The following is a 20,391-nucleotide window of genomic DNA, read 5'->3' as shown; positions in this document are numbered from 1 at the left end:
GGGTTTTGGGGTCAGGGGTTTTGAGGCTGGGGTTTAGACCTCTTCGACGTCAATATTGACCTTGGGTTCGGGGTGCGATTCACCGGTCAGCATGGTCACCAGCAGGGTGGAGTCCTTCACGGCGCGCAGGGAGTGCAGCAGCTTGGCGGTCACGTGAATCGGCTTGCCGGGCACCAGGGTAATATCGCGGTCCTTCACGTGGAAGATCACCTCGCCCTTGAGCACCTGCACGAAGATGGGGTGCACGCTGTGGTGCTCGTGCCAGGACTGGCCTGCAGCCAGTTCCATGAGGGTCAGGTTGCCGCCGTCGGCATCAACAATCTTGCGGGCCTGGGGCTTATCTTCAAAGGGGGTCAGCGCTTCGGTGAGCTGGGGGAATACGAGGACGCGGCCTTCATGGGTACCTGCCATGGTACGCACCTTTCTCTTTAGGGGTGAGTGAAAGGGGGCGCGCAACCCCCTCCATAATATTGGTATTAAAAATACTAAATTTATTATATTGTATTCCCCTCCCCGCAACTGGACAATACCTCAGCTCACATCAAGCTGAAACACCCCGAGCAGGGAGGGGAATAACATCTACTGATAACTCCACACCTTCGAATAGGCGGAGCGATTACTATTACGCGGACGCAACAGGTTCACCATCAACGCCGTCGTACCAAAGCTCACCGCAATAATCATGCAGGTCGCCGCGGTAAACGCACCACCGGGAATCGGCGCAAAAATCGCAATCAGATACAGGATGACCGCGCAGAACGACAGGAACAGCGTCGCAATCGTCATCAACGGCACCAGCACCAAACCACCGCGCGCCGGCACCGCAAAATCTGCCGGACGCACATAACGCAACACGCCCATACCCACGACCGTCCAGATGGCGGTGACCAGAATAGCGGTCACCACATCCGCCGGGCGATGCCAACCGTTAATAATCGTGGAGGCACCCGTCAGGCAGGTCGCCAACGCCGCGCAGAGAGCCACCGTGGGCCGCAAAAAACGAGGCGCCGCCAGGAAGAGCGCCGCGCCAGCCGCCGCCGCGAAGGTCGTGTGGCCACTGGGCGCCGAGTTGCTCAGCGCCTCCTGAACACCCAGGTCGGGCTTCACGATCAGGTAGTGCTTGAGCAGGTACGTGCTCGTCACCGCCGCAGCCCCAACTAGCACGCCAATCAGCGAGGGCAGGAACCGGTGCTTCCAAATCAGCACCGCAATCAGACCCAGCACCGCAATCACACCAACAATCGTGGGTAAAGAATCCAGCGCAGTCAGGGTCGGACCGCGGTAACTCTTGAACTGATGCGCATACTCGGTGTACGCCTGCTCATCAACCTGCTGGCCGGTCGCAGTATAAATAAAGAACGCGAACGCACCGTACAGAGACAGCCCCAGGAACAGCAGCGCCATAATGTGGCGCATCAGAACGCCGGTACTCGGAAGGTGCATGATTTCCCCCTCACCGGGACGGTTCACCGGGCGGCCCGAAGCATCCACGGGCACCTGACCGGTCTGAACATACGCACCGTTCGGATAAGCCGCGGCAGGATACGCCTCCGGAGGGTACGCCACCGGTTGCTGAGGTACCTGCTGAGGCGCCTGCGGCGGCACACGCTGGGGAAGCGGCTGCTGGGCACTTATCTGTTCAGCACCCATCTGAGGAGCACCCATGTGTCCCGCGCCCATATTGGCGTTCAGCGGGTAACCGCTTACCGGAGGCCTCGGCGGGTCAAGGCGACGCGTAGCCTGCAGAGGCTCATCCGCGCTGTAGTTCCCCTGGGAGGCGCGTTCCTGTGCGGAGGGAATCGTCTCGGGTATCTGAATGGGGGCGCGGTAGGCGCGCGGCAGAGGGCGGGTCGCGCCAATAACTTCCGTAGAGTCTTCAGAATCAGCGGGCGCAACAGTCTCGTGGGCGTTGAGCACCTGGGTAGCGTCCTGATAATCGGAGAGCACCTGCGTCTCATCAGAGGAAAATACCGTAGTCGGCGCGTTATCAGCGGCGGCTGCATGCACGTCAGCGGGGTGAAGCACACTGGTAGCATCGAGATTTTCGGAGCTCTCCCAACCGGAGTTTCCTGAACCCGATGTATTTGCCGGTGTTTTCTTCTTCATAACCCTTCGTACCTTCTTGCCCTCATGTCTGTTAGCCATACCCGAGCCCGCCGATGTCCGCTCGTCAAAGCGGCAGCCCCCAAGCTACCGCATCGCGCGCAACATCGTTCGAGTCATCGGGCGAATAACTACCTACTATCCCAGGTTAAGCTATGAAAAACTAAAGTTTTTTCGACCACAACCTGAGAGTTTCCAGAGAATGCGAAACGGGTTGCGAGCGCACCCGCATCAGAGCGGAATGCTATGGTGAGCTCATAGCGCATCAAAGAAGGGCAGATACCTTGAATACCAGCATGAGCGTGCCGCCTCTCGGCTACGGTTTTCGCCTCACAAACACTCCCCTGCCGCCCCTGCAGGAGGTTCTGGAGAACCTTTTCACGGTCGAAATTCCGATGACCGTGACCTTCCGCGGGGTCAATAGCCGCCAGAGCGCGCTGATTTGCGGCCCGCACGGCTGGGGCGAGTTCGCACCCTTCCTCGAGTACGGTGCCCAGGAGTCTGCCGCGTGGCTCGCCTGCGCGCTGGAGGCGGCGTGGCTACCCGCCCCTGAACCGGTGCGTACGCGCATCCCGCTGAACGCGACCCTGCCCGCGGTGCCCGCCGAGCGTGTGCCGGAGGTGCTCGCCAAGTACGAGGGCGAGATTCAGGAACTCAAAATCAAGGTGGCTGAGAAGGGTCAGAGCCTCGCCGATGACGTTGCCCGCGTGGCGGCGGCGCGAAAAGCGCTCCCGAATGCGCGTCTGAAGGTGGACGCGAACATGGGCTACACCCTCGCCGGTGCCCTTGAGGCACTGCGTAAGCTCTGCGAGTACGGCATTATTTACGCTGAGCAGCCGGTGGCAACCATTGAGGATATGGCGGCGCTCCGCTTTGCTATCGCCAAGGAGGGTCTGCCCGCCCGCATTGCCGCGGACGAGTCGATTCGTAAGGCGGAGGATCCGTTGAAGGTGGCTCGCGCCAACGCCGCAGATCTGATGGTTATTAAGGCAGCACCCCTGGGAGGTGTACGCCGTGCGCTCGCACTGGTGGAGCAGGCGCAGCTTCCGGCGGTGGTGTCTTCTGCGCTGGAGTCTTCGGTGGGCATTGCCACCGGCGCCTCGCTAGCGGCTTCCCTGCCGACTTTGAAATACGGGTGCGGTCTGGGCACGGTCTCCCTCATGGCTGAAGACGTCACCGACGAGCCGCTCATCGCCCGCGACGGGTTCATGGACCTGCGCACCATCACCCCCAGTCCGCAGCGCCTGGCGCGTCTTGCCACCGATGAGCAGACCCGCCAGTGGTGGGTGGACCGCGTTACCGCCTGCTACCGCGTACTGGAACGCACCGCTGATCTGTAACGGTTAGTGCAGTAACGATGAGGTCGTGAAGGGTAACCAAAACTGAAGGAAAAAGCCCGCGGCATTAGAATGGTACGGTGACTGAAAACCGCTCAACCCCCGCCATGCTCACCGCAATATCCGTGCTCGATTCGCTGATTCGTGCCGGTATGCGGCATGTTGTCGTGTCTCCGGGATCCCGCAGTGCACCTCTTGCGTACGCTATTGCCGCCGCCGCTGAAGCCGGCGCACTCATTGCGCACGTGCGTGTGGACGAGCGAAGTGCAGCCTTTACCGCCCTGGGCATTGCGAAGGCGTCCGGTCAGCCGGTGGGTCTGGTGTGCACCTCCGGTACGGCTCTGGGCGAGTACATGCCCACCGTCATGGAGGCGTACCACGCTGGCGTGCCCTTGGCGGTGCTGAGCGCTGACCGCCCGGAGCGTCTGCGCGGTAGCGGCGTGAATCAGACGACCCGCCAGGCGAGTTTCTTCCATCCTTTTGTGCGCGCTGAAGCTGATTTGACCTCCTACCCGGAGCAAGTTGAGGGCGAGCAGACTCAGGCTTTTGCGGCTTGCTTGAACGCGCTGACCGGTCGTAGCGCCGAGCATTGGCGCAAGCAGTCGGCTGATCCGATTGGCCCGGTGCACCTGAACATTTGTTTTGATACGCCGTTGACACCCTCGGGTCGTTTTGCGCAGATGCTGCCGCAGTGGGCGCAGAGCCTGCTGGAGGATTACGACCCGCAGGCTGAGGGTCGTGCCCGCGCCGCCCGCGCCGAGGGTTCGGGGCTCTCCAGCGCTGAGCAGCGTTGGCTCCTGGACTCCTTGGAGGCGCAGGGGGACCTGGCGGAGTTCACCCCGGCGCACCGCACCGTGGTGGTTGCCGCTGATGGTGCCGGTGAGTTCGCGGCTGAGTTTGCGCGTGTGCTGGACCTGCCGCTCTTTGCCGAGCCTTCCTCCGAGGCGCGCCACGGCGCCACCTCGATTCCGCACTACCCGCAGCTGCTCGGCGATGAGTCGTTCGCGCCCGCGGCACATATTGAGCGTGTGGTGCTCTTCGGACACCCGACGCTCTCACGCCCGATTACGGCGCTGCTCGAACGCACGGATATTCAGTGTGCGTTCTACGCGCCGCGCCGCGCCAGCTGGTACGAGCCGGGCGCTCGCTCCTTCGTGGAGCTGTCGACCCCGCACGAGCTTGCCGAGTTTGCGTGCGCATCCTCTGTTGCCGCTGATGAGCTGGTGGATGAGCTGAGCTGGCTAGAGCAGTGGGTTGAGCCCGCCCGCGAGCTGCAGGATGAGTGCCTGCGCGCCATTGCCGCCTACGAACACCCGGGTGCTGAGAGCTCGGTTGACTACACCGATTACCGCAACCGCACCGCCGGCCGCTCCTACGCCCGCCGCGTCTGGCAGGATGCGGTGGCTCAGCGCCGCCTCATGGTGCTGGGTTCTTCAAACCTGGTGCGTGATTTGGATGCGGCAGCCCCCGCCCTGGGCGAGCCCGCCCCCGCACGCGTGTTTGCTAATCGCGGTCTAGCCGGTATTGACGGCACGATTGCGACCGCTATCGGTGTGTCTCTGTCGGGCTACTACCCTGCCGGCGTGGATGAGAACTCCCGCCCGGTCATTGGTGGTACCGCCCTGCCGGTGACCCTGCTGTGCGGTGACCTGACCTTCCAGCACGATGTGTCCTCGCTGAACCTGCCGAATACGGAGCTTCTTCCCGAGCTGCGTGTTGAGGTCTTTGACGATGCCGGCGGCGGTATTTTCACGACCCTTGAACACGGTGATATGGCTCGTCAGGAGCAGTTCACCGCCGCTGTGGACCGTTTCTTCACGGTGGCTGCCGCCCCGAATACTGATTTGGCGCGCATGGCTGCCGGGTTTGGCACCGAATCGGGCGTTGAGGTGCGCATTCACACACCCTAAAGCTGTTTCTAAAGGCAGCAGGCTAAGCCCCGTGCGCAGGGTTGAACGATATACTGAAAATTACCTGTGCCATAGCCTTCCGTGGCTGAAAGCTAGCCGGTCGTAGCGGTTTCACTCACCGCTACCTTCGCGTTTTTTGCGCGCCTGCTGACGTAAGGCACCCTATCTATCATTTATTGACCTTCACGCTCTTGCCGCTGATGCACACCGCCCGCGACCCCGAGGTTTTACCCCGGCTAGCCCGGTGCATGCGGCGGACGTCGCTCCCAAGGATTCTCATGAGCTCACTCGATATTATTGTTGCTGTCCCCTCCGGAGCCGGTTGGGTTCCCGTACACGCCATGGCGGAGCTTCTCGCCCGCTACACCGGCGGTACCGTCCACACCGTGGATGTGGGCGCATCCCTCAGCAAGGAAACGAAGCTTCTGGCGCGTCTGCCCCGCCTCAAGGGCGGCTCCAAGCGTTGCCTGGTGATCGCTTCTGATCCCGGTCAGCTGTACGCCATTTCGCAGCGTTCTTTCGCGTTCCGCCGCTACGGTGCGATCTACGGCTGGGTGATTGATAGCTTCTGGGATGACCGTATTCCCGCGGTGGCTAAGTCCTCCACCTACGACCGTATTTTCGTTGCGGACGTTGACGACGTTCAGCCCTGGACCGCTGCGGGAGTGAAGGCCCCCGGCGTTCTGCCCTGGGGTGCGGATGTTTGGAGCAAGTTCAGCGACCGTCTGGCTGCTCTGGGCTCAAAGAGCACCGACCTGCTGCGTGTGGGCCGTCAGCCCGCCGCCTACGAAGATGACGAGGCGACCGCCGCCCTCGCCGGCGAGCTGGGTCTGAGCTTTGAGGGCCGCCCGCCCTTCGGGGCAAATGACCGCGAGTCGGCTCAGCACCTGCAGGATTCGCTGAACCGCGCGAAGTTCCTGCTGGCGTTCTCCACTTCGGTCAGCCCGGCACCGTACACTCACCCGACCAAGGAGTACATTACCGGCCGTTGGACCGATGCCCTGGCTTCGGGTGTGACCGTGGTCGGCAAGGTTCCGAACACCACCACCGTGCGTGAAATTCTTTGGGATAGCGCAACCATCGACATCGACCATGCGGATGCACGCGCGGGCCTCGCGCAGGTTGCCGATGCGGTCTCCCGCTGGACCCCCGCGCAGGGTGAGCAGCAGATTCGTCAGGCGTTGCAGCACCTGGATTGGCGTCACCGTTTCGTGCAGCTGTGCGAGGCGATGGGTGAGGTCCCTGCCTCTTTGACAGCTGATTGCGAGGCAATGCGCGCCCAGTACGTTCAGCGCTAAATACGTGCCCTAAGGTTATGGGCATATAAAAGATGAGGGCTGGTTTCTAATCCTAGAAACCAGCCCTCACCTGCATTTATGCCTCATAAGGCATATTGAATATGGGGTTTAGTACGATGCCTGACCCAGCGTAATCGGACCCGTGAAACCACTGGTATCCGGATGCTCCGCATCGAGGTACGCCGCCACCGGCGCGTTCTCCAGCTGAGCCAGTCGATCCAGCAGGAAGCGGGTCGCGCCCGGTGCGTACGGCAGCTTATACATTGCCGCGGTCGTCGCCTCGTCATCACGGTCCAGAGTGGAGGAACGAATCGACTCAATAGCGGTCACCATGGTGTTGCGTTCACGCTCCACGAAGGTGCGGTCTACCGGCTCACCGTTACCGGGCACATACACGCGGTAACGGTCAAATTCGAGCACGGCACCGAGAGTGTCAATCCAACGGTCGGGGAAGGAATCCTCGAAATAGGGATCGGTACCCTCTTCAATCAGACCACCCATGAAGAGCACGTCTTCAATACCGACCAGAATGTCACCATCAGTGTGGCCGGGACCCATGTACATGAGGGTTGCGCTACGCTCACCCAGATCAATGGGGGTGAAGGTAATGCCGTCACCGCTATTGGCGACCAGGCGGTTGGGAACAATAATGTTGGTGGCTGCACCCTGATGGTGTGCCATTTCCGGTTCGAGCGTCTCGACGTAGGGACGCTGCGCCTCACCGTATTTACGAATTGCGCGCGCGGCGCGAGGATGCGCCCAGAATTCTTCGGCACCCATTGCCGCGAAAACATCGTTACCGAAGAAACGCTCATAGTGTCCATGAGTGTTTACGACGGTGATAGGAAGGCGCGTGAGACGGCGAACCTCATCATAGATTTCGGTTGCCTGACGGGGACCTGCGCCGGTATCCACGACAAGTGCCCGTTCCAGTCCGAGGACCAGTCCGGTGTTCAGTCGGTAGTTGTCGGTCGCAATGCGGTACACGCCGTCTGCGAGTTCAATAGTACGAGCCATAGATACAACCCTACTGTAATTTTTGGTACTTGCGGGGCTAATCGGGCTTCTGGAGAACATATTTTTGCACTATTGCACATCACTAAGGGCATAAAAGTGCATCATTCCGCACAATTACGCCTCTACGGGCAGGTGGCACGTGATGCTTGACAACCTCTGCAGATTGATTAGTCGGGTAGCGCGTTCTCCCAGCTAGTCCAGCTCTGATTAGGCTCTGAGCAAGAACCAGAAATCACGCCCTATAGGATAGGAGTATGACTTCTTCCCTCACCTCGTCTTCCACCCCTTCAAACCTGCCCTTCCCCAGCGGCACCGGACGCTACGCTCCCTCCCCCTCGGGTGATTTGCACCTGGGTAATTTGCGTACCGCCATTTTGGCGTGGGCGATGGCTCGCCGCGGTGGCAAACCCTTCTATCTGCGTGTGGAGGATCTGGACCGTGTGCGCCCGGGTGCTGCGGAGCGTCAGATTGCTGATTTGGCGGCACTGGGTCTGGATTGGGATGCAAGCCCTGGTACCCCGGCAGCCGGCGCCCCGGCAGAGCGTGTTGAGGGTAGCGAAAGCACCGAGGGCAAGGAAGCAGGTGTGCTGTACCAGAGCACGCGCCTTGCCGCCTATGAGCAAGCGGTTGCGCAGCTGCGCGAGGCAAACCTCGTCTATGAGTGCTTCTGTACCCGCCGCGAAATTCAGGAGGCGTCGAGTGCCCCGCACGGTGCGCCGGGCGCATACCCGGGCACCTGCCGTGAGCTGAGCAAAGCGCAGCGGGAGGAGCGCCGCGCCCAGCGTCCGCCGGCTCTGCGTCTGCGCGCCGAGTGCACAAGCTACACGGTGCAGGATGATTTTTATGGCGCATACACCGGCCTGGTGGATGATTTTGTGCTGGTGCGCAATGACGGCACCTATGCCTATAACCTGACCTCCGTGGTGGATGACGCCTTTGTGGGGGTTGAGCAGATTGTGCGCGGCGATGATCTGCTTCCTTCGGCGCCTCGCCAGTCGTATTTGGCGCAGCTTTTGGGGTTGGCGCAGCCGCGTTACGCGCATGTGCCGCTGGCACTGAACGAGGAGGGTAAGCGTCTGGCAAAGCGTGACGGCGCGGTGACTCTGCCACAGCTGCGTGAGGCGGGCGTTGAAATCCCCACGATTTTGGGGTGGATTGCCGCGTCTATTCCGGTGTACGACGCTGATGGTTCCGCTCATTCTGCGGATGTTCCGGTGCCCAATGCGGCGGCGATTTTGGAGCGTTTTGACCCGGCTCGTATGGCTACTGAACCGTGGGTCGTGAGGGATCTCTAAGCCTCTGTGACATTGTCGTGTAACAGTTCAACACTCCGAACGGCTTTTAAATTTTTCGTTTAATTCGTTTCAGATGCATACGGCTCTGAACGTTTGCGTTGCTTTTCAGTAGCATCTCTTGCACCGAAGTGCCCGAAACCCTGAATTTCAGGGGTTTTTCGGGCACTTTTTCGCACATGCTCCCACAGCACCCCACGTGTACGACCATGGAATTTAAACAATAAATACATATTTATTCCACAGACTCAAACTCTTTAACGTCAAATAGACTTTATTTTCAGCCTTTCAGAACCTAGACTGTATCCTATGCCACTCATAAAGTTATGGGGTAGCGCATAAATACACACAGGCGCACACTATCACCAGGAGAGAAGGAACATTATGGCCGCGAGTACATACCAGGTCATCGCGCTGGCGATTTATTTTGTTGCCATGATCGCGATCGGCCTATGGGCAAATAGCAAAAACAACAGTCTTGACGACTATGTGCTGGGCGGGCGACAGCTCTCCCCCACCGTCGCCGCTCTCTCAGCAGGCGCCTCCGATATGTCCGGCTGGCTCCTCATGGGCCTGCCCGGCGCCGTCTACCTCAGTGGCCTCTCCCAGGCTTGGCTCGCCGTCGGCCTGACCATCGGCGCGTGGTGCAACTGGAAGTTCGTGGCGCCGCGTCTGCGTAGCTACACCGAAGTAGCAGGCGACTCCGTGACCGTCCCTGTCTTCCTGAGCAACCGCCTCAAGGACACCAAGCGCGTGCTGCGCATCGTCTCCGGTGTCGTGATTCTGGTGTTCTTCACCTTCTACGTCTCCTCCGGCATGGTGTCCGGCGGCCTGTTCTTCAAGTCCTCATTCGGCCAGGAATACCACACCGGCATGCTCCTGCTGGCAGGCATCACCGTGTTCTACACGCTCTTCGGCGGCTTCATGGGCGCATCCTACACCGACATGGTTCAGGGTCTGCTCATGCTCGCAGCGCTGATCGCCGTTCCGGTCATCACCATCATTGACCTCGGCGGCGTGGGCCCCGTGGTTGAGTCCATCAGCCAGGTACGCCCCGACGCGCTCAGCATCTTCGCGGGCACCACTTTCGCCGGTATTGTTTCGTCCCTCGCATGGGGTCTGGGCTACTTCGGCCAGCCGCACATTATCGTGCGATTCATGGCGATGCGCACCCCCGCAGACGCTAAGTCCGGCCGCCGCATCGGTATCAGCTGGATGGTCCTGACCGTGTTCGGTGCACTGAGCGGTGCGTTCATGGGCATCGCATACTTTGCACGCCACCCCGAGGCGTCCCTCACCAACCCCGAAACCGCAGAATCCGTGTTCCTGGACCTCGCACAGATTCTGTTCCACCCCTTCATCGCCGGTCTGATTCTGGCTGCGGTTCTGGCGGCAATTATGTCCACCCTCTCCTCGCAGCTGATCGTGTGCTCCTCCGCTCTGGTGGAGGACCTCTACGGCATCTTCTCCTCGAAGAAGCTCAGCGCAGGCAAGTCCCTGTGGCTCGGCCGTGCAGGCGTGGCAATCGTGGCAGTGGTCGCCGGTGCACTGGCGTGGAACCCGAACAGCTCCATTCTGCAGCTGGTCGCATTCGCGTGGGCGGGCTTCGGTTCGGCATTCGGCCCGACCGTTCTGCTCTCCCTCTACTGGCGTAAGCTGACCACCCAGGGTGCACTCGCCTCCATGATTACCGGTGCCGTTGTGGCATTCGCATGGGGTCAGAGCCCGCTGAAGTCCGTGCTCTACGAAATGGTTCCCGGCTTCGCTTCGGCGCTGCTGATCGCAATTATCGTCTCCCTGGTCACCTATAAGAAGAACCAGGTCATTGATGAAGAGTTCGACCGCGCGGTAGAGCTCGCCAAGGTCAAGTAACCGTCAAGTAACCGAGGTCGGGTAAGGATTCTTGCCCAGCGTCTAAGGCCCGGGCCGCACACGCGCGGTCCGGGCCTTCTTCTATGCTCGGCAACCCGGTTCGCTATACCGGGCACCCCGCTCACCCTCGACCGCTCCCGGGCACCGTAGAATAGGGTCTATGACTGCACAACTTCCCGAAAAGGTCTCGGACATCTTCAACCCCGCCGACTGGCGCATCGTCGAAGGCTTCGAAGACTTCACCGACATCACCTACCACCGCCAGGTTCAGCGCGACGAAAACGGCGAAATCGTACGCGATCTGCCCACCGTGCGCATCGCATTCGACCGCCCTGAGGTCCGCAACGCATTCCGCCCGCACACCGTGGACGAACTCTACCGCGCCCTCGACCACGCACGCATGACCTCCAACGTAGGCACCGTGCTGCTCACCGGCAATGGCCCCTCCGCCAAGGACGGCGGCTGGGCATTCTGCTCCGGCGGCGACCAGCGCATCCGCGGCCGCGACGGCTACCACTACGCCAGCGGTGACACCGCAGAAAGCATCGACCCGGCACGCGCAGGCCGACTGCACATCCTTGAAGTGCAGCGCCTCATCCGCACCATGCCCAAGGTCGTTATCGCCCTCGTCTCCGGCTGGGCTGCAGGCGGCGGCCACTCCCTGCACGTAGTTGCTGACCTGACCATCGCCTCCGAAGAGTACGGCAAGTTCAAGCAGACCGACGCAACCGTCGGCTCCTTCGACGCAGGCTACGGTTCGGCGCTGCTCGCACGCCAGGTGGGTCAGAAGTTCGCCCGCGAAATCTTCTTCCTTGCCAAGGAATACAACGCACAGCGCATGTACGAAATGGGCGCAGTCAACGACGTCGTTCCCCATGCAGAGCTCGAGAACAAGGGCCTGGAATACGCGGCGCATATTGCCCGCCAGTCCCCGCAGGCAATCCGCATGCTCAAGTACGCCTTCAACCTGCCCGACGACGGCATGCTCGGCCAGCAGGTCTTCGCCGGTGAGGCAACCCGCATGGCATACATGACCGACGAGGCCGTGGAGGGCCGCGACGCGTTCTTGCAGAAGCGTGACCCGGATTGGTCCAACTACCCCTACTACTTCTAAGAGACAGCCCTTCTACAGAAGTAGTTTCAGATGCATAGGCTCGGAGCCGGATTCAACCCTGAGAACCTCAGCTAAGAATCCGGCTCCGGCGCATTTGATGCCGCACCGGCATATGACACCGGCGCATGACAGCACGCAGCCGCTACAAACAGCCGCTAAGGATTTAGCCATGATGAACACCCCCGTACCCGGGCTCATGCCCTCCCCCGCCCCGCAGGAGGTTGCCCTGCACCCGCAGGCGGTACAGGTGCGCGCCGACCAGCCCGCCGACCCTCACGCCATGCTGAGTGCCTTTGAGCAGCTACTGGGCGGGTACGCGGCGGATGCCGATGCGGCTGCGGGGCCTATCGCGCTGGTGGTGGGCACCTCCGGATCCACAGGAACCCCCAAACGCACCGCACTGACCGCGCGAGCTCTTGCCGCCAGCGCGGCAGCCACCGAGCGCTTCTTCGGCTCAAACTCCGATGCCGCATCGCAGTGGCTCCTGGCTCTTCCGGCGCACTATATTGCTGGCGCGCAGGTGCTCGCCCGCTCCGTGCTCGCAGGCACCGCCCCGGTCATTGCCCGCTCCGTGACCGAGCCCGTGCACTTTAGCCCCGAGGTATTCCTGCAGGCGGTTGAGCAGATGAGCTCGGCACGCCGGTTTATCTCCCTGGTGCCCACCCAGCTGCATAAGCTGCTCGAAAGCGCGGACACCGACCCGCGCCTGGGCGCTGAGATTCACGAGGCGCTCAGCTCCTTCACCGGAATCCTACTCGGAGGCGCCCCCGCCAGCGCCGACCTGCTCGCCGCCGCCTCCGCGCTGGGTCTGAATACGGTAACCACCTACGGTAGCGCCGAAACCGCGGGCGGATGCGTCTACTCCGGCTCCGTACTGCCCGGCGTGCGGGTGGAGCTCGTGCCCGAAGAAGGCATGCCGACCGCGCCGAATATCGGCGGGAAGCCGGCGCATGAAGAGTCTGCACAGGTGGGTCGCATTTGGATCAGCGGCGCGCACCTCGCCAGCGGCTACATTGGCGATGCAGCCCGCACCGCCGAGCACTTTTTCACCGCCGCGGACGGCACCCGCTGGTACCGCACCGACGACTACGGGCTGCTGAGCCCTGTAGCGGCTCCCGACAGCAACGAGAACTGTAGCGAGCCGCGCCTGCAGGTACTCGGCCGTAGCGACGACGTGCTCATCAGCGGAGGCGTGAAAATCTCCGCCCGCGCAGTGGCGACCGTCCTCGAAGAGCACCCCGCAGTGCGTGAAGCCTGCGTGGTCGGGCTACCCGATGCCCGCTGGGGCACCGCCATTGCCGCCGCAGTCACGCTCGTGCCCTCTGCCGATGCTGCACCTACTGAGAATAGCCCCGCCCTCACCGAAGAACTCTGCGCCAAGCTGCGCGCCCGCTGCGCCGAAAAGCTCGGCGCGCCCGCCGCACCCAAGCAGCTGAGCATCCTGCCGGATTTCCCGCTCACCAGCACCGGCAAACCGGACCGCGCAGAAATATACAGTATCCTGGACAGAGACTACCGTCAGGGCTAGAGCAGGCTCATCCGCGCATTTTCACCCCGCGCACGCAGCCGCCCACACGCCCTAGCTATCGCATCACAACACCCACGCATCATACGCACTTAGACCCGGAAGGAACCCCCGTGGCAACTGCCGCCCAATGGATTGAAGGCGCTCGCCTGCGCACCCTGCCGCTTGCCGTCGCCCCCATTATTGCCGGCTCAGCTGCCGCCTACGAGATCAACGAATTCAAGCCGCTCTACGCGTTCTTGGCGTTCCTCGTCGCGTTCTTCCTGCAGGTGGGCGTGAACTACGCCAATGACTACTCCGACGGCATCAAGGGCACCGACGAAGACCGCGTGGGCCCGCTACGCCTCGTCGGTTCCGGCGTGGCAAGCCCCCGCTCCGTCAAGTACGCCGCCTTCGGCTGCTTCGGTCTGGCGATGCTCGCCGGCCTTGCCCTGGTGGCGCTGGCGAATCAGTGGTGGTTCCTGGCGATTGGCGCCTCCAGCGTCTTCGCGGCGTGGGGCTACACCGGCGGCAAGCACCCCTACGGCTACATGGGCCTGGGTGACGTGTTCGTCTTCGTCTACTTTGGTCTGGTCGCGACCCTGGGCACCCTCTACACGCAGGCGCACACCCTGACCCTGCTCGGCTGGGTGGGCGCTATCGGCATTGGCCTGATTTCCTGCGCGTTGCTCATGGCGAATAACGTGCGTGACATTCCCACCGACATTGAGGCGGGCAAGCTGACCATGGCGGTCCGCCTGGGCGAACGCTGGTCGCGCATCACCTACATTGTGGAGATGGCGCTGGCACTGGGCCTGGGCGTGCTCCTGCTCGATGAAAACCCCTGGTTCCTGCTCATCTTCCTGCTGGTGGGCCCGACCATCCACTCCTGCGTGACCGTGTGGACGCGCGGCGGCCGCGACCTGATTCCCGTGCTCAAGCAGGCGGGTATTGTGGCGCTCGCGTACTCGGTTATTCTTGCCTTCGCCGTGTGGCTGGGTTCGCTGGATATTATTAGCCACGAAGTTCAGGTGTTCACCGGCTACTAAGCCGACTCACGGTTCTGCGCCAGTTCTGCACTGCCTCGCATCGGGCTCTTTTACCGCGCCGTTAAGCCGCTAGCGGGCATCCAGTTCATAGTTCCGCGATAACGCGGCGGTATGTCATAGTAGTGCTTATGATTCGAGCCATGCTGATTATTGGCGGCGCTGCCCTCATCGTGGGGCTGACCCTCTACACCCTCTTGGACGCCGTCCGCACCCCCGCACACGAGGCGCGCACCCTGCCCAAGTGGCTGTGGGTCCTCGTCACCCTGCTCTTCCCCGTGGTGGGCCCCATCATGTGGCTTATCCTGGGCCGTCCGAAGGCACAGCCCGCGGCAGGCACTCGCCCCGGATTCGGTCAGCGACGCAGCGCCCCCGCGCCCTCGGTCTCTTCCCCCGACGACGATGAAGAGTACCTGCGCTGGCTCAAAGCAAAGGCAGAACGCGAACGCCGCAGCCGCGAGGCAGAATCGAACAACAAGCAGGACCCCGAACATAAGAACCCCGAGGACGGCACCCCGGATCCGGGTAACGGGCAGAACTAGTCAGGGCGGCTAGGCTCGCGCTCCTCAGATTTACAGCAAGAGGCTGTGGGCACATCCAATGCGGATGGGCTCACAGCCTCTTACTATGCTTAAAAACAGCTTTATGAACTAGCTGCCGGGCCTTTAGCTACCGGGCAGCTGAATCACACCACCGTACAGCGGCGCGGCAGGCTCCGAATACTCCACGAAACGCGGCATCTCATGCTCAAAATCAGTGGTGCTAAACGCCAGAGTCGTAATCGACGCCAGGTTGCACTCGCGGGCGCGCGGGTCATGCTGCAGCATGCGGCCCTCAACACCCAGGCGAGTAATCCAAATCGGCAGCTGGTGCGACACAATAATCGCCTCCGCGCCCTCGCCGCCGCGCTCGTAGGCGGTACGCGCCGCATCCTGAACAGCCGCCGCCATACGGCGCACCTGATCCAGGTAGGACTCGCCCCAGGAGGGGCGCGCCGGGTTGTACAGCTTCGTCCAGTGACGCGGGTTCTGCAGCAGCTCCTGCGCGTTCACGTGCAGACCCTCAAAGTAGTTATCCGCCTCGATGACGCGCTCATCCGGCTGCGCGGTCAGACCCAGCAGCTCCTCAACCGGGGCGGCAGACTCGCGGGTGCGCTGCAGCGGCGAGCAGACCAGGTGCACGAAGCGGGAGCCGCGCTCAGCACGGGCCGCGAACTCCTCGGCGCTCAGGCGCACCATCTGCTGGCCCTTATCCGACAGGCGGTAGCCGGGCAGACGGCCGTACACGATACGCTCGGGGTTGTGCACCTCGCCGTGACGCATGAGGTGAACTTTAATGGTGGAAGTTTCAGTCATAATCCCAGTCTCTCAGATAGCGCGCCCCACCCCAAACAGGCGACCCGCACATACCCTCTACAAATACAAAACCTGGCGTACAAAACCCAGCCCGCGAAAACTGTAGGAAGGCAAAAACCCCGCCTCTCCATACGGAGGGCGGGGCGAAAGAAGTCTATTTACTTCTTGTTGCGGCGCTGGTGGCGGGTCTTGCGAAGCAGCTTGCGGTGCTTCTTCTTGGACATACGCTTGCGGCGCTTCTTGATAACGGAACCCATAGGATTTCCTCACTTTACTCGTACCCGGCCGAGCCATTCGACTCGGTAGCTACCCGGGGATATTTATACCGGTATAACCGATCCAAAACGCATTTTAGGCACAGAAATACCCTTGCGTTTTAGAGCGCTACCTACCTAGAGTACTAGGTTTACCCCCATTTTCACCATTCGAGAGCGGCTTTTCAGGAGTTTTTCCCTGAATTTCCGCTTTTCCCGCGGGGATATCGAGGATATCTCGGGGATATCTCAGGGCGAAAACGAGGATTCGGTAGCCCTAACGGCGCTTCTTCTTCGACTTCTTCGAGCCCTTAGCGCGGCCATGAGACAGCACCGAACCGGAAGAAGCTACAGCAGCATCAGGAGCGCTCTCCTCAGCCGGGGAGGCGGCCTCTACCAATTCCGCAGCCGATTCCTGCGCGGGATCAGAAGCCTCAGCGGGTTCTTCAACCGGCTCTTCCACCGAAACCTCTTCAACGGCGCTTTCCTCAGCTGCCTCTTCTTCAGCCGCCGCATGCAACGCCTTCAAACGCTCAGCACGCTCGGCCTCGGCACGAGCCAGCGCCTCCTCATCAATAGCGGGCTGAGGCTCAGGCTGGGGCTCGGGCTTCGTTTCAGCCTTCAGAACCTGCTCCTTCACTGCCTGATCCTTCTCAGCGCTCTCCTGAGCTTCATTAGGTTCGTACACATCCACACCGAAGAAACGCTTCATCTTCGAGAAGATGCCGCCGCGCTCCTGCACCGGCTCCTCATGCGGAAGCCTCTCGTAGGTATCGTGAATGGTCGCAGCCGCTTCAAGACGGGTAGGCTCAGCAGGTTCAGCAGCGGGCGCCTCCTGGCGCGCAGGGGCACGCAGAACCTTCTCAGCCGACTCAGACTCCGCAGGCGCCGCGGCAGTCACAACAGCCGCAGGACGCGCAGTACGGGCAGGTGCAGTCAGCACCTTACTGCGATCCACGGGCTTAATGATGGTCGCACGCACCGGAGAAATAATCTGACCGCTACGACGACGCGGAGCCGCCGTGGAGGCGCGCAGAACCTTCGCGGGACCCGCAGCCTCTTCCTGCGCGTAGGTGTCAGGGACGCTCGGCAACTGACCGCTAGGAGTCTGGGCGCTGAGAGTCTGCGAGGCAGGAGCCTGGGAGGCTGGTGCAACCTGCGCTACCGGGGTGCTGCGGCGCGGGGTGCCGAAGCTCAGCGGCACATCCGGGCTCACCGAATGAGCGGCAGTCTGCGCGGCCGCTACGGAAGCCGCGGCAGGTACGGGCTGAGACGCAGCGGGAATGGAACGTTCCACCTTGTCAGAAGCAGAAATATCTGCGCCAGAAGTAGTCTCGGCAGAGGTATCAGTCGGCTCGGAGGGAATCTCAGACGCCGCCTCCTCAACGTAGGCAACCTCAACGTGGGCAGCCTCGGATTCAGACTGCTCATACTCCACGTCAGCAGACTGCGCAGACACCTGAGCCGGCTCAACCGGCGCCGCAACAGGAGCATCCGCGGCAGAAAGTGCCCCCACATCAGCGAAGGACGGGTCATCCTGCATCAAATCATCAAAGTCATCAGCGGCAAACTCATCCACATCAACCGGCGCAAACTCAGAAGCAATCGGCTCACCCGGCAGACCATTCGCAGAGGTCGCCTCCTGCTCCAGGTCAATACCGGCATCGGAATACATGCCGCGCAGCTGACCAATCACCATGGCACGCGCAGTCGCAGCGTCGCCAGCCTTCAGAGCCTCCGCAATAGCGCGACTCTCAGCACGCAAACGCTCCACAGCGCTACTCCACAGCGGCATACGGCCCACCAGCGACAGCATCGACTCAAAGCTAGGCTGACGCACCGACGCGAGCAGACCCACCAGCAACTCATTACCACCGCAACGCATCACCTGGTGGTGGAACGTCAACAGAAGCTCCAGGAAGTCACGAATCGACAGGTCGAAATCTTCCATCTGCTCCAGGACCTCGTCCATCTCCGCGAAGGAGACGGTCTTCGGGTCAATACGCGCAATCGCCCAGCTTTCCAGCAGAATACGGGTCTGCACCAAGTCACGAGTCGGGTAACGCGAACTGGACATGTGCAGGCGCAGAGCAGCGCTGGCGGCAGCGGCAGGCTCATCGCTCAGGTGCACCAGCATTTCCTTGCCGCGACCGTTGTACAGCTGCACCAGGTCCATATCTTCCAGGGTGCGCAGAGCCTCGCGGGTGCGGGAACGACCCACACCAATAGCGCGCGCAATTTCGCTATCGTTGGGCAGGTCCTGACCCAGCTGAATATTGCCCTCGAACAATTCGTTCTCAAGCCAGCGCAGAATTTTACGATGAATAGCCACGTGAATGCGTCTTTCGGTTAGATAAAGGTGAGTGAGAGTGTGTGTGCTTTATCGATGGGTTATGCCGGAGGTTGCGGCTCAGGGCGCGCCTTAGCGGCGGCGACCACGCAGGAAGCCGAAGAGACCACCGCGGTGGGTGTCCTTCGCCTCAGCGTTGGTCGTCTCAACGCTGGGGCGGTACACCGAATCGTAAGCGGGCATGGTCTGATACTCGGGCTCCTCAGCGGAGGTTTCAGCCTTAGCAGGCTCACCCTCGACAGGCTCATCTTTGGTGAGCTCATCATTGGCAGGCTCGCCCTCACCGAGTTCAGCCATCTCAGTAGCTTCTGCGGGCGAAGCTGCTTCCTCAACAGACTCAGCCTCAACAGATTCAGCCTTCACGGGCTCTTCTGCCGCGGCTTCATCCACTACGTTCTTCTCAATCACAGACTTTTCAGCGGCAGAATCCTCAGCTGCAAATTCCTTGCGGGTTGCTTCTTCCTTGACGGATTCAGCGGGTGCAACAGGCTTCTCAGCTGCACCCTTTTCGTCGGTAGCCTTTTCCTCGGCAATCTTTTCAAGCACAACAGCCTCGGGGGTCACAGCAATAGGCTGAATCGAGCCACCCACAACCGCAGCCGGGTCAATACCGTAAGACACCGCAGCCGCAGGCTGAGCGATTACCACCGGCTTATCCTCTACGACAGGCTTCGCCTCAGTGGTCTTGGTGGTCTCAGCGGGCTTCACCTCAGCGGATGCCGCCGGGGTAGCGGGCTGAGCGGGGGTTGCCAACGCCGCGGGGGTCACCCCAGCATCGTAACCGTACGATGCGGGAGTGAAGGGGCGCATCGGGGTGCTGTCCACTGCCTCTTCCTGCGAAGTGGGCTCAGCAGCGCTCTTCTCGATAGTCGATTCGGAGGCGGCGCTTTCAGCAGCCTGCTCCGCCGGGCGTGAGTAGATGCGTGCGCTCGGGGTCAGGTACTGGGCGCGGGCGCGCTGAATGCGTGCCTGCTCGATTTCCTCAGCGGAAGGAGCCTCAACAATGGGAGTCTCAGAGCCGGTCGCCTCGGCAGAAGAGGGCTCCGCAACCTTCTTCTCGGTCTCAGCGGCGGGCTTCTCAGCTGCAGTCTTCTCGGCAACAACCTTTTCGGCGGGCTTCTCAGATGCCGCGACCTCCGGCTTTTCTGCAACCTCAGCGGTCTTCACAGCAACCTTCTCGGGAGCCTTATCCGCTGCCTTATTCTCAGCGGGAGCGGTAGCACCACCGGGCAGTGCCACGGGCACGTGCGCCTCATTGGACTGACGTGCAATCTGAACGGTCTCGTTAATCCACTCGGTCACGGTGGCGAATACATCCGGGTTCAGGGAGTAGAGGCGACGTTGCCCCTCCACGGTCACGGAGACCACGTCTGCATCGCGAAGTACTTTCAGGTGCTTTGAGATGGTCGGCTGGCTCATGCCCAGCTTTTCGACCACTGCACCCACAGTGTGGGTTTGCTCGGCGAGAATACGCACAATTCGGCGGCGAGTCGGATCCGCGATGACAGAAAAAACATCAGAATGCATATAGCGATTATGACATATAAAGTGGCGCCTCAAGCTTAGAATGAGGGTGATGCAGAAATTACCTTCAAAAATTCTGAAAGAAGCCTGAGCACTAGCTCAAAATGCAGGATTGAAGGGGATAAAAGCATGAAGTGTCCGTCACATTGTAAGGGTACATATCTGTATCTCTTCTTGGGCATATGCTGATATTTCAACCCACCACAGTATATATACCATAAAGAGCATATACACTCTTCCGCGCCTCATACAGAAAACCGCCCCTACGCCTTTGCCAAGCTCACATATTGAGCGTCCAGCTATCAACACACTACCCCCTTTCAAAGCACCCGGCGCGATACACTAGAAGGCGTCAAAACAGGCACATATCCGCCGCCCAACACACCAACGCCCAGACACCCACTGAAGGAGGCGC

General features: G+C 61.2%; 16 protein-coding genes. 9 read left to right on the top strand and 7 right to left on the bottom strand.

What is annotated here, in order from left to right:
• Positions 1–33: 33 nt before the first annotated feature.
• The gene (locus HMPREF2605_RS01950) at positions 34–411 is read right to left on the bottom strand and encodes a cupin domain-containing protein (protein WP_049327511.1); all 378 of its coding nucleotides are present in this window, start codon (positions 409–411) and stop codon (positions 34–36) included.
• A 168-nt stretch (positions 412–579) separates the two neighbouring features.
• Entirely contained in the window at positions 580–2,106 is a 1,527-nt protein-coding gene (locus HMPREF2605_RS01945; protein ID WP_070846787.1) for a phosphatase PAP2 family protein, read from the bottom strand.
• Between the two features lie 293 nt (positions 2,107–2,399).
• Between HMPREF2605_RS01945 and HMPREF2605_RS01940 the strand changes: the two genes are divergently transcribed.
• The 3 genes from HMPREF2605_RS01940 (at position 2,400) to HMPREF2605_RS01930 (ending at position 6,648) form a co-directional block, all read left to right on the top strand.
• Entirely contained in the window at positions 2,400–3,443 is a 1,044-nt protein-coding gene (locus HMPREF2605_RS01940) for an o-succinylbenzoate synthase (protein WP_049353836.1), read from the top strand.
• A gap of 77 nt (positions 3,444–3,520) precedes the next feature.
• Complete coding sequence (menD, locus tag HMPREF2605_RS01935) at positions 3,521–5,350, top strand: 2-succinyl-5-enolpyruvyl-6-hydroxy-3-cyclohexene-1-carboxylic-acid synthase (RefSeq protein WP_070846786.1); 1,830 nt, start codon at positions 3,521–3,523, stop codon at positions 5,348–5,350.
• Between the two features lie 278 nt (positions 5,351–5,628).
• A complete protein-coding gene (locus HMPREF2605_RS01930; protein WP_070846785.1) occupies positions 5,629–6,648 on the top strand; it encodes a glycosyltransferase in 1,020 nt (339 codons plus the stop codon).
• A 108-nt stretch (positions 6,649–6,756) separates the two neighbouring features.
• Here the strand turns inward: HMPREF2605_RS01930 and HMPREF2605_RS01925 are convergent, their stop codons facing one another.
• On the bottom strand, positions 6,757–7,665 hold the full coding sequence (locus HMPREF2605_RS01925; protein ID WP_070846784.1) for an MBL fold metallo-hydrolase: 909 nt from the start codon (positions 7,663–7,665) through the stop codon (positions 6,757–6,759).
• A gap of 254 nt (positions 7,666–7,919) precedes the next feature.
• Here HMPREF2605_RS01925 and gluQRS point away from each other — a divergent pair, with 254 nt between their 5' ends.
• The 6 genes from gluQRS (at position 7,920) to HMPREF2605_RS01895 (ending at position 15,035) form a co-directional block, all read left to right on the top strand.
• Positions 7,920–8,960, top strand: a complete 1,041-nt coding sequence (gene gluQRS, locus HMPREF2605_RS01920) for a tRNA glutamyl-Q(34) synthetase GluQRS (protein WP_070846783.1) — start codon at positions 7,920–7,922, stop codon at positions 8,958–8,960.
• A gap of 381 nt (positions 8,961–9,341) precedes the next feature.
• Positions 9,342–10,829: a sodium/proline symporter PutP gene (gene putP, locus HMPREF2605_RS01915; protein WP_049353842.1), complete on the top strand. Its 1,488-nt coding sequence runs from the start codon at positions 9,342–9,344 to the stop codon at positions 10,827–10,829.
• A gap of 160 nt (positions 10,830–10,989) precedes the next feature.
• The gene (locus tag HMPREF2605_RS01910) at positions 10,990–11,943 is read left to right on the top strand and encodes a 1,4-dihydroxy-2-naphthoyl-CoA synthase (protein ID WP_070846782.1); all 954 of its coding nucleotides are present in this window, start codon (positions 10,990–10,992) and stop codon (positions 11,941–11,943) included.
• Positions 11,944–12,112: 169 nt separating this feature from the next.
• On the top strand, positions 12,113–13,471 hold the full coding sequence (locus tag HMPREF2605_RS01905; RefSeq protein ID WP_070846781.1) for an AMP-binding protein: 1,359 nt from the start codon (positions 12,113–12,115) through the stop codon (positions 13,469–13,471).
• Positions 13,472–13,581: 110 nt separating this feature from the next.
• Positions 13,582–14,496 carry a 1,4-dihydroxy-2-naphthoate polyprenyltransferase gene (locus HMPREF2605_RS01900; protein WP_070846780.1) on the top strand — a complete coding sequence of 305 codons (915 nt, stop codon included), beginning with the start codon at positions 13,582–13,584 and terminating at the stop codon, positions 14,494–14,496.
• A gap of 128 nt (positions 14,497–14,624) precedes the next feature.
• Positions 14,625–15,035 carry a PLD nuclease N-terminal domain-containing protein gene (locus tag HMPREF2605_RS01895; protein WP_070846779.1) on the top strand — a complete coding sequence of 137 codons (411 nt, stop codon included), beginning with the start codon at positions 14,625–14,627 and terminating at the stop codon, positions 15,033–15,035.
• 123 nt (positions 15,036–15,158) lie between these two features.
• Here HMPREF2605_RS01895 and HMPREF2605_RS01890 read toward each other — a convergent pair whose 3' ends face one another.
• From HMPREF2605_RS01890 to HMPREF2605_RS01880, 4 genes are all read right to left on the bottom strand, one after another.
• Positions 15,159–15,848 (bottom strand): histidine phosphatase family protein, encoded by a 690-nt coding sequence (locus tag HMPREF2605_RS01890; RefSeq protein ID WP_070846778.1) that lies wholly within the window; start codon positions 15,846–15,848, stop codon positions 15,159–15,161.
• A gap of 158 nt (positions 15,849–16,006) precedes the next feature.
• Positions 16,007–16,105, bottom strand: a complete 99-nt coding sequence (locus HMPREF2605_RS09240; protein WP_005504750.1) for a 30S ribosomal protein bS22 — start codon at positions 16,103–16,105, stop codon at positions 16,007–16,009.
• 274 nt (positions 16,106–16,379) lie between these two features.
• Positions 16,380–18,434, bottom strand: a complete 2,055-nt coding sequence (locus tag HMPREF2605_RS01885; RefSeq protein WP_070846777.1) for a FadR/GntR family transcriptional regulator — start codon at positions 18,432–18,434, stop codon at positions 16,380–16,382.
• Between the two features lie 90 nt (positions 18,435–18,524).
• Positions 18,525–19,979 carry an ArsR/SmtB family transcription factor gene (locus HMPREF2605_RS01880; protein ID WP_070846776.1) on the bottom strand — a complete coding sequence of 485 codons (1,455 nt, stop codon included), beginning with the start codon at positions 19,977–19,979 and terminating at the stop codon, positions 18,525–18,527.
• Positions 19,980–20,391 lie beyond the last annotated feature (412 nt).

Origin of the sequence: Rothia sp. HMSC065C03 (assembly GCF_001837295.1) — a bacterium.
GTDB lineage: Bacteria > Actinomycetota > Actinomycetes > Actinomycetales > Micrococcaceae > Rothia.
Note: the sequence above shows the minus strand (reverse complement) of the source record. Positions and strands in the feature narration are given on the sequence as shown.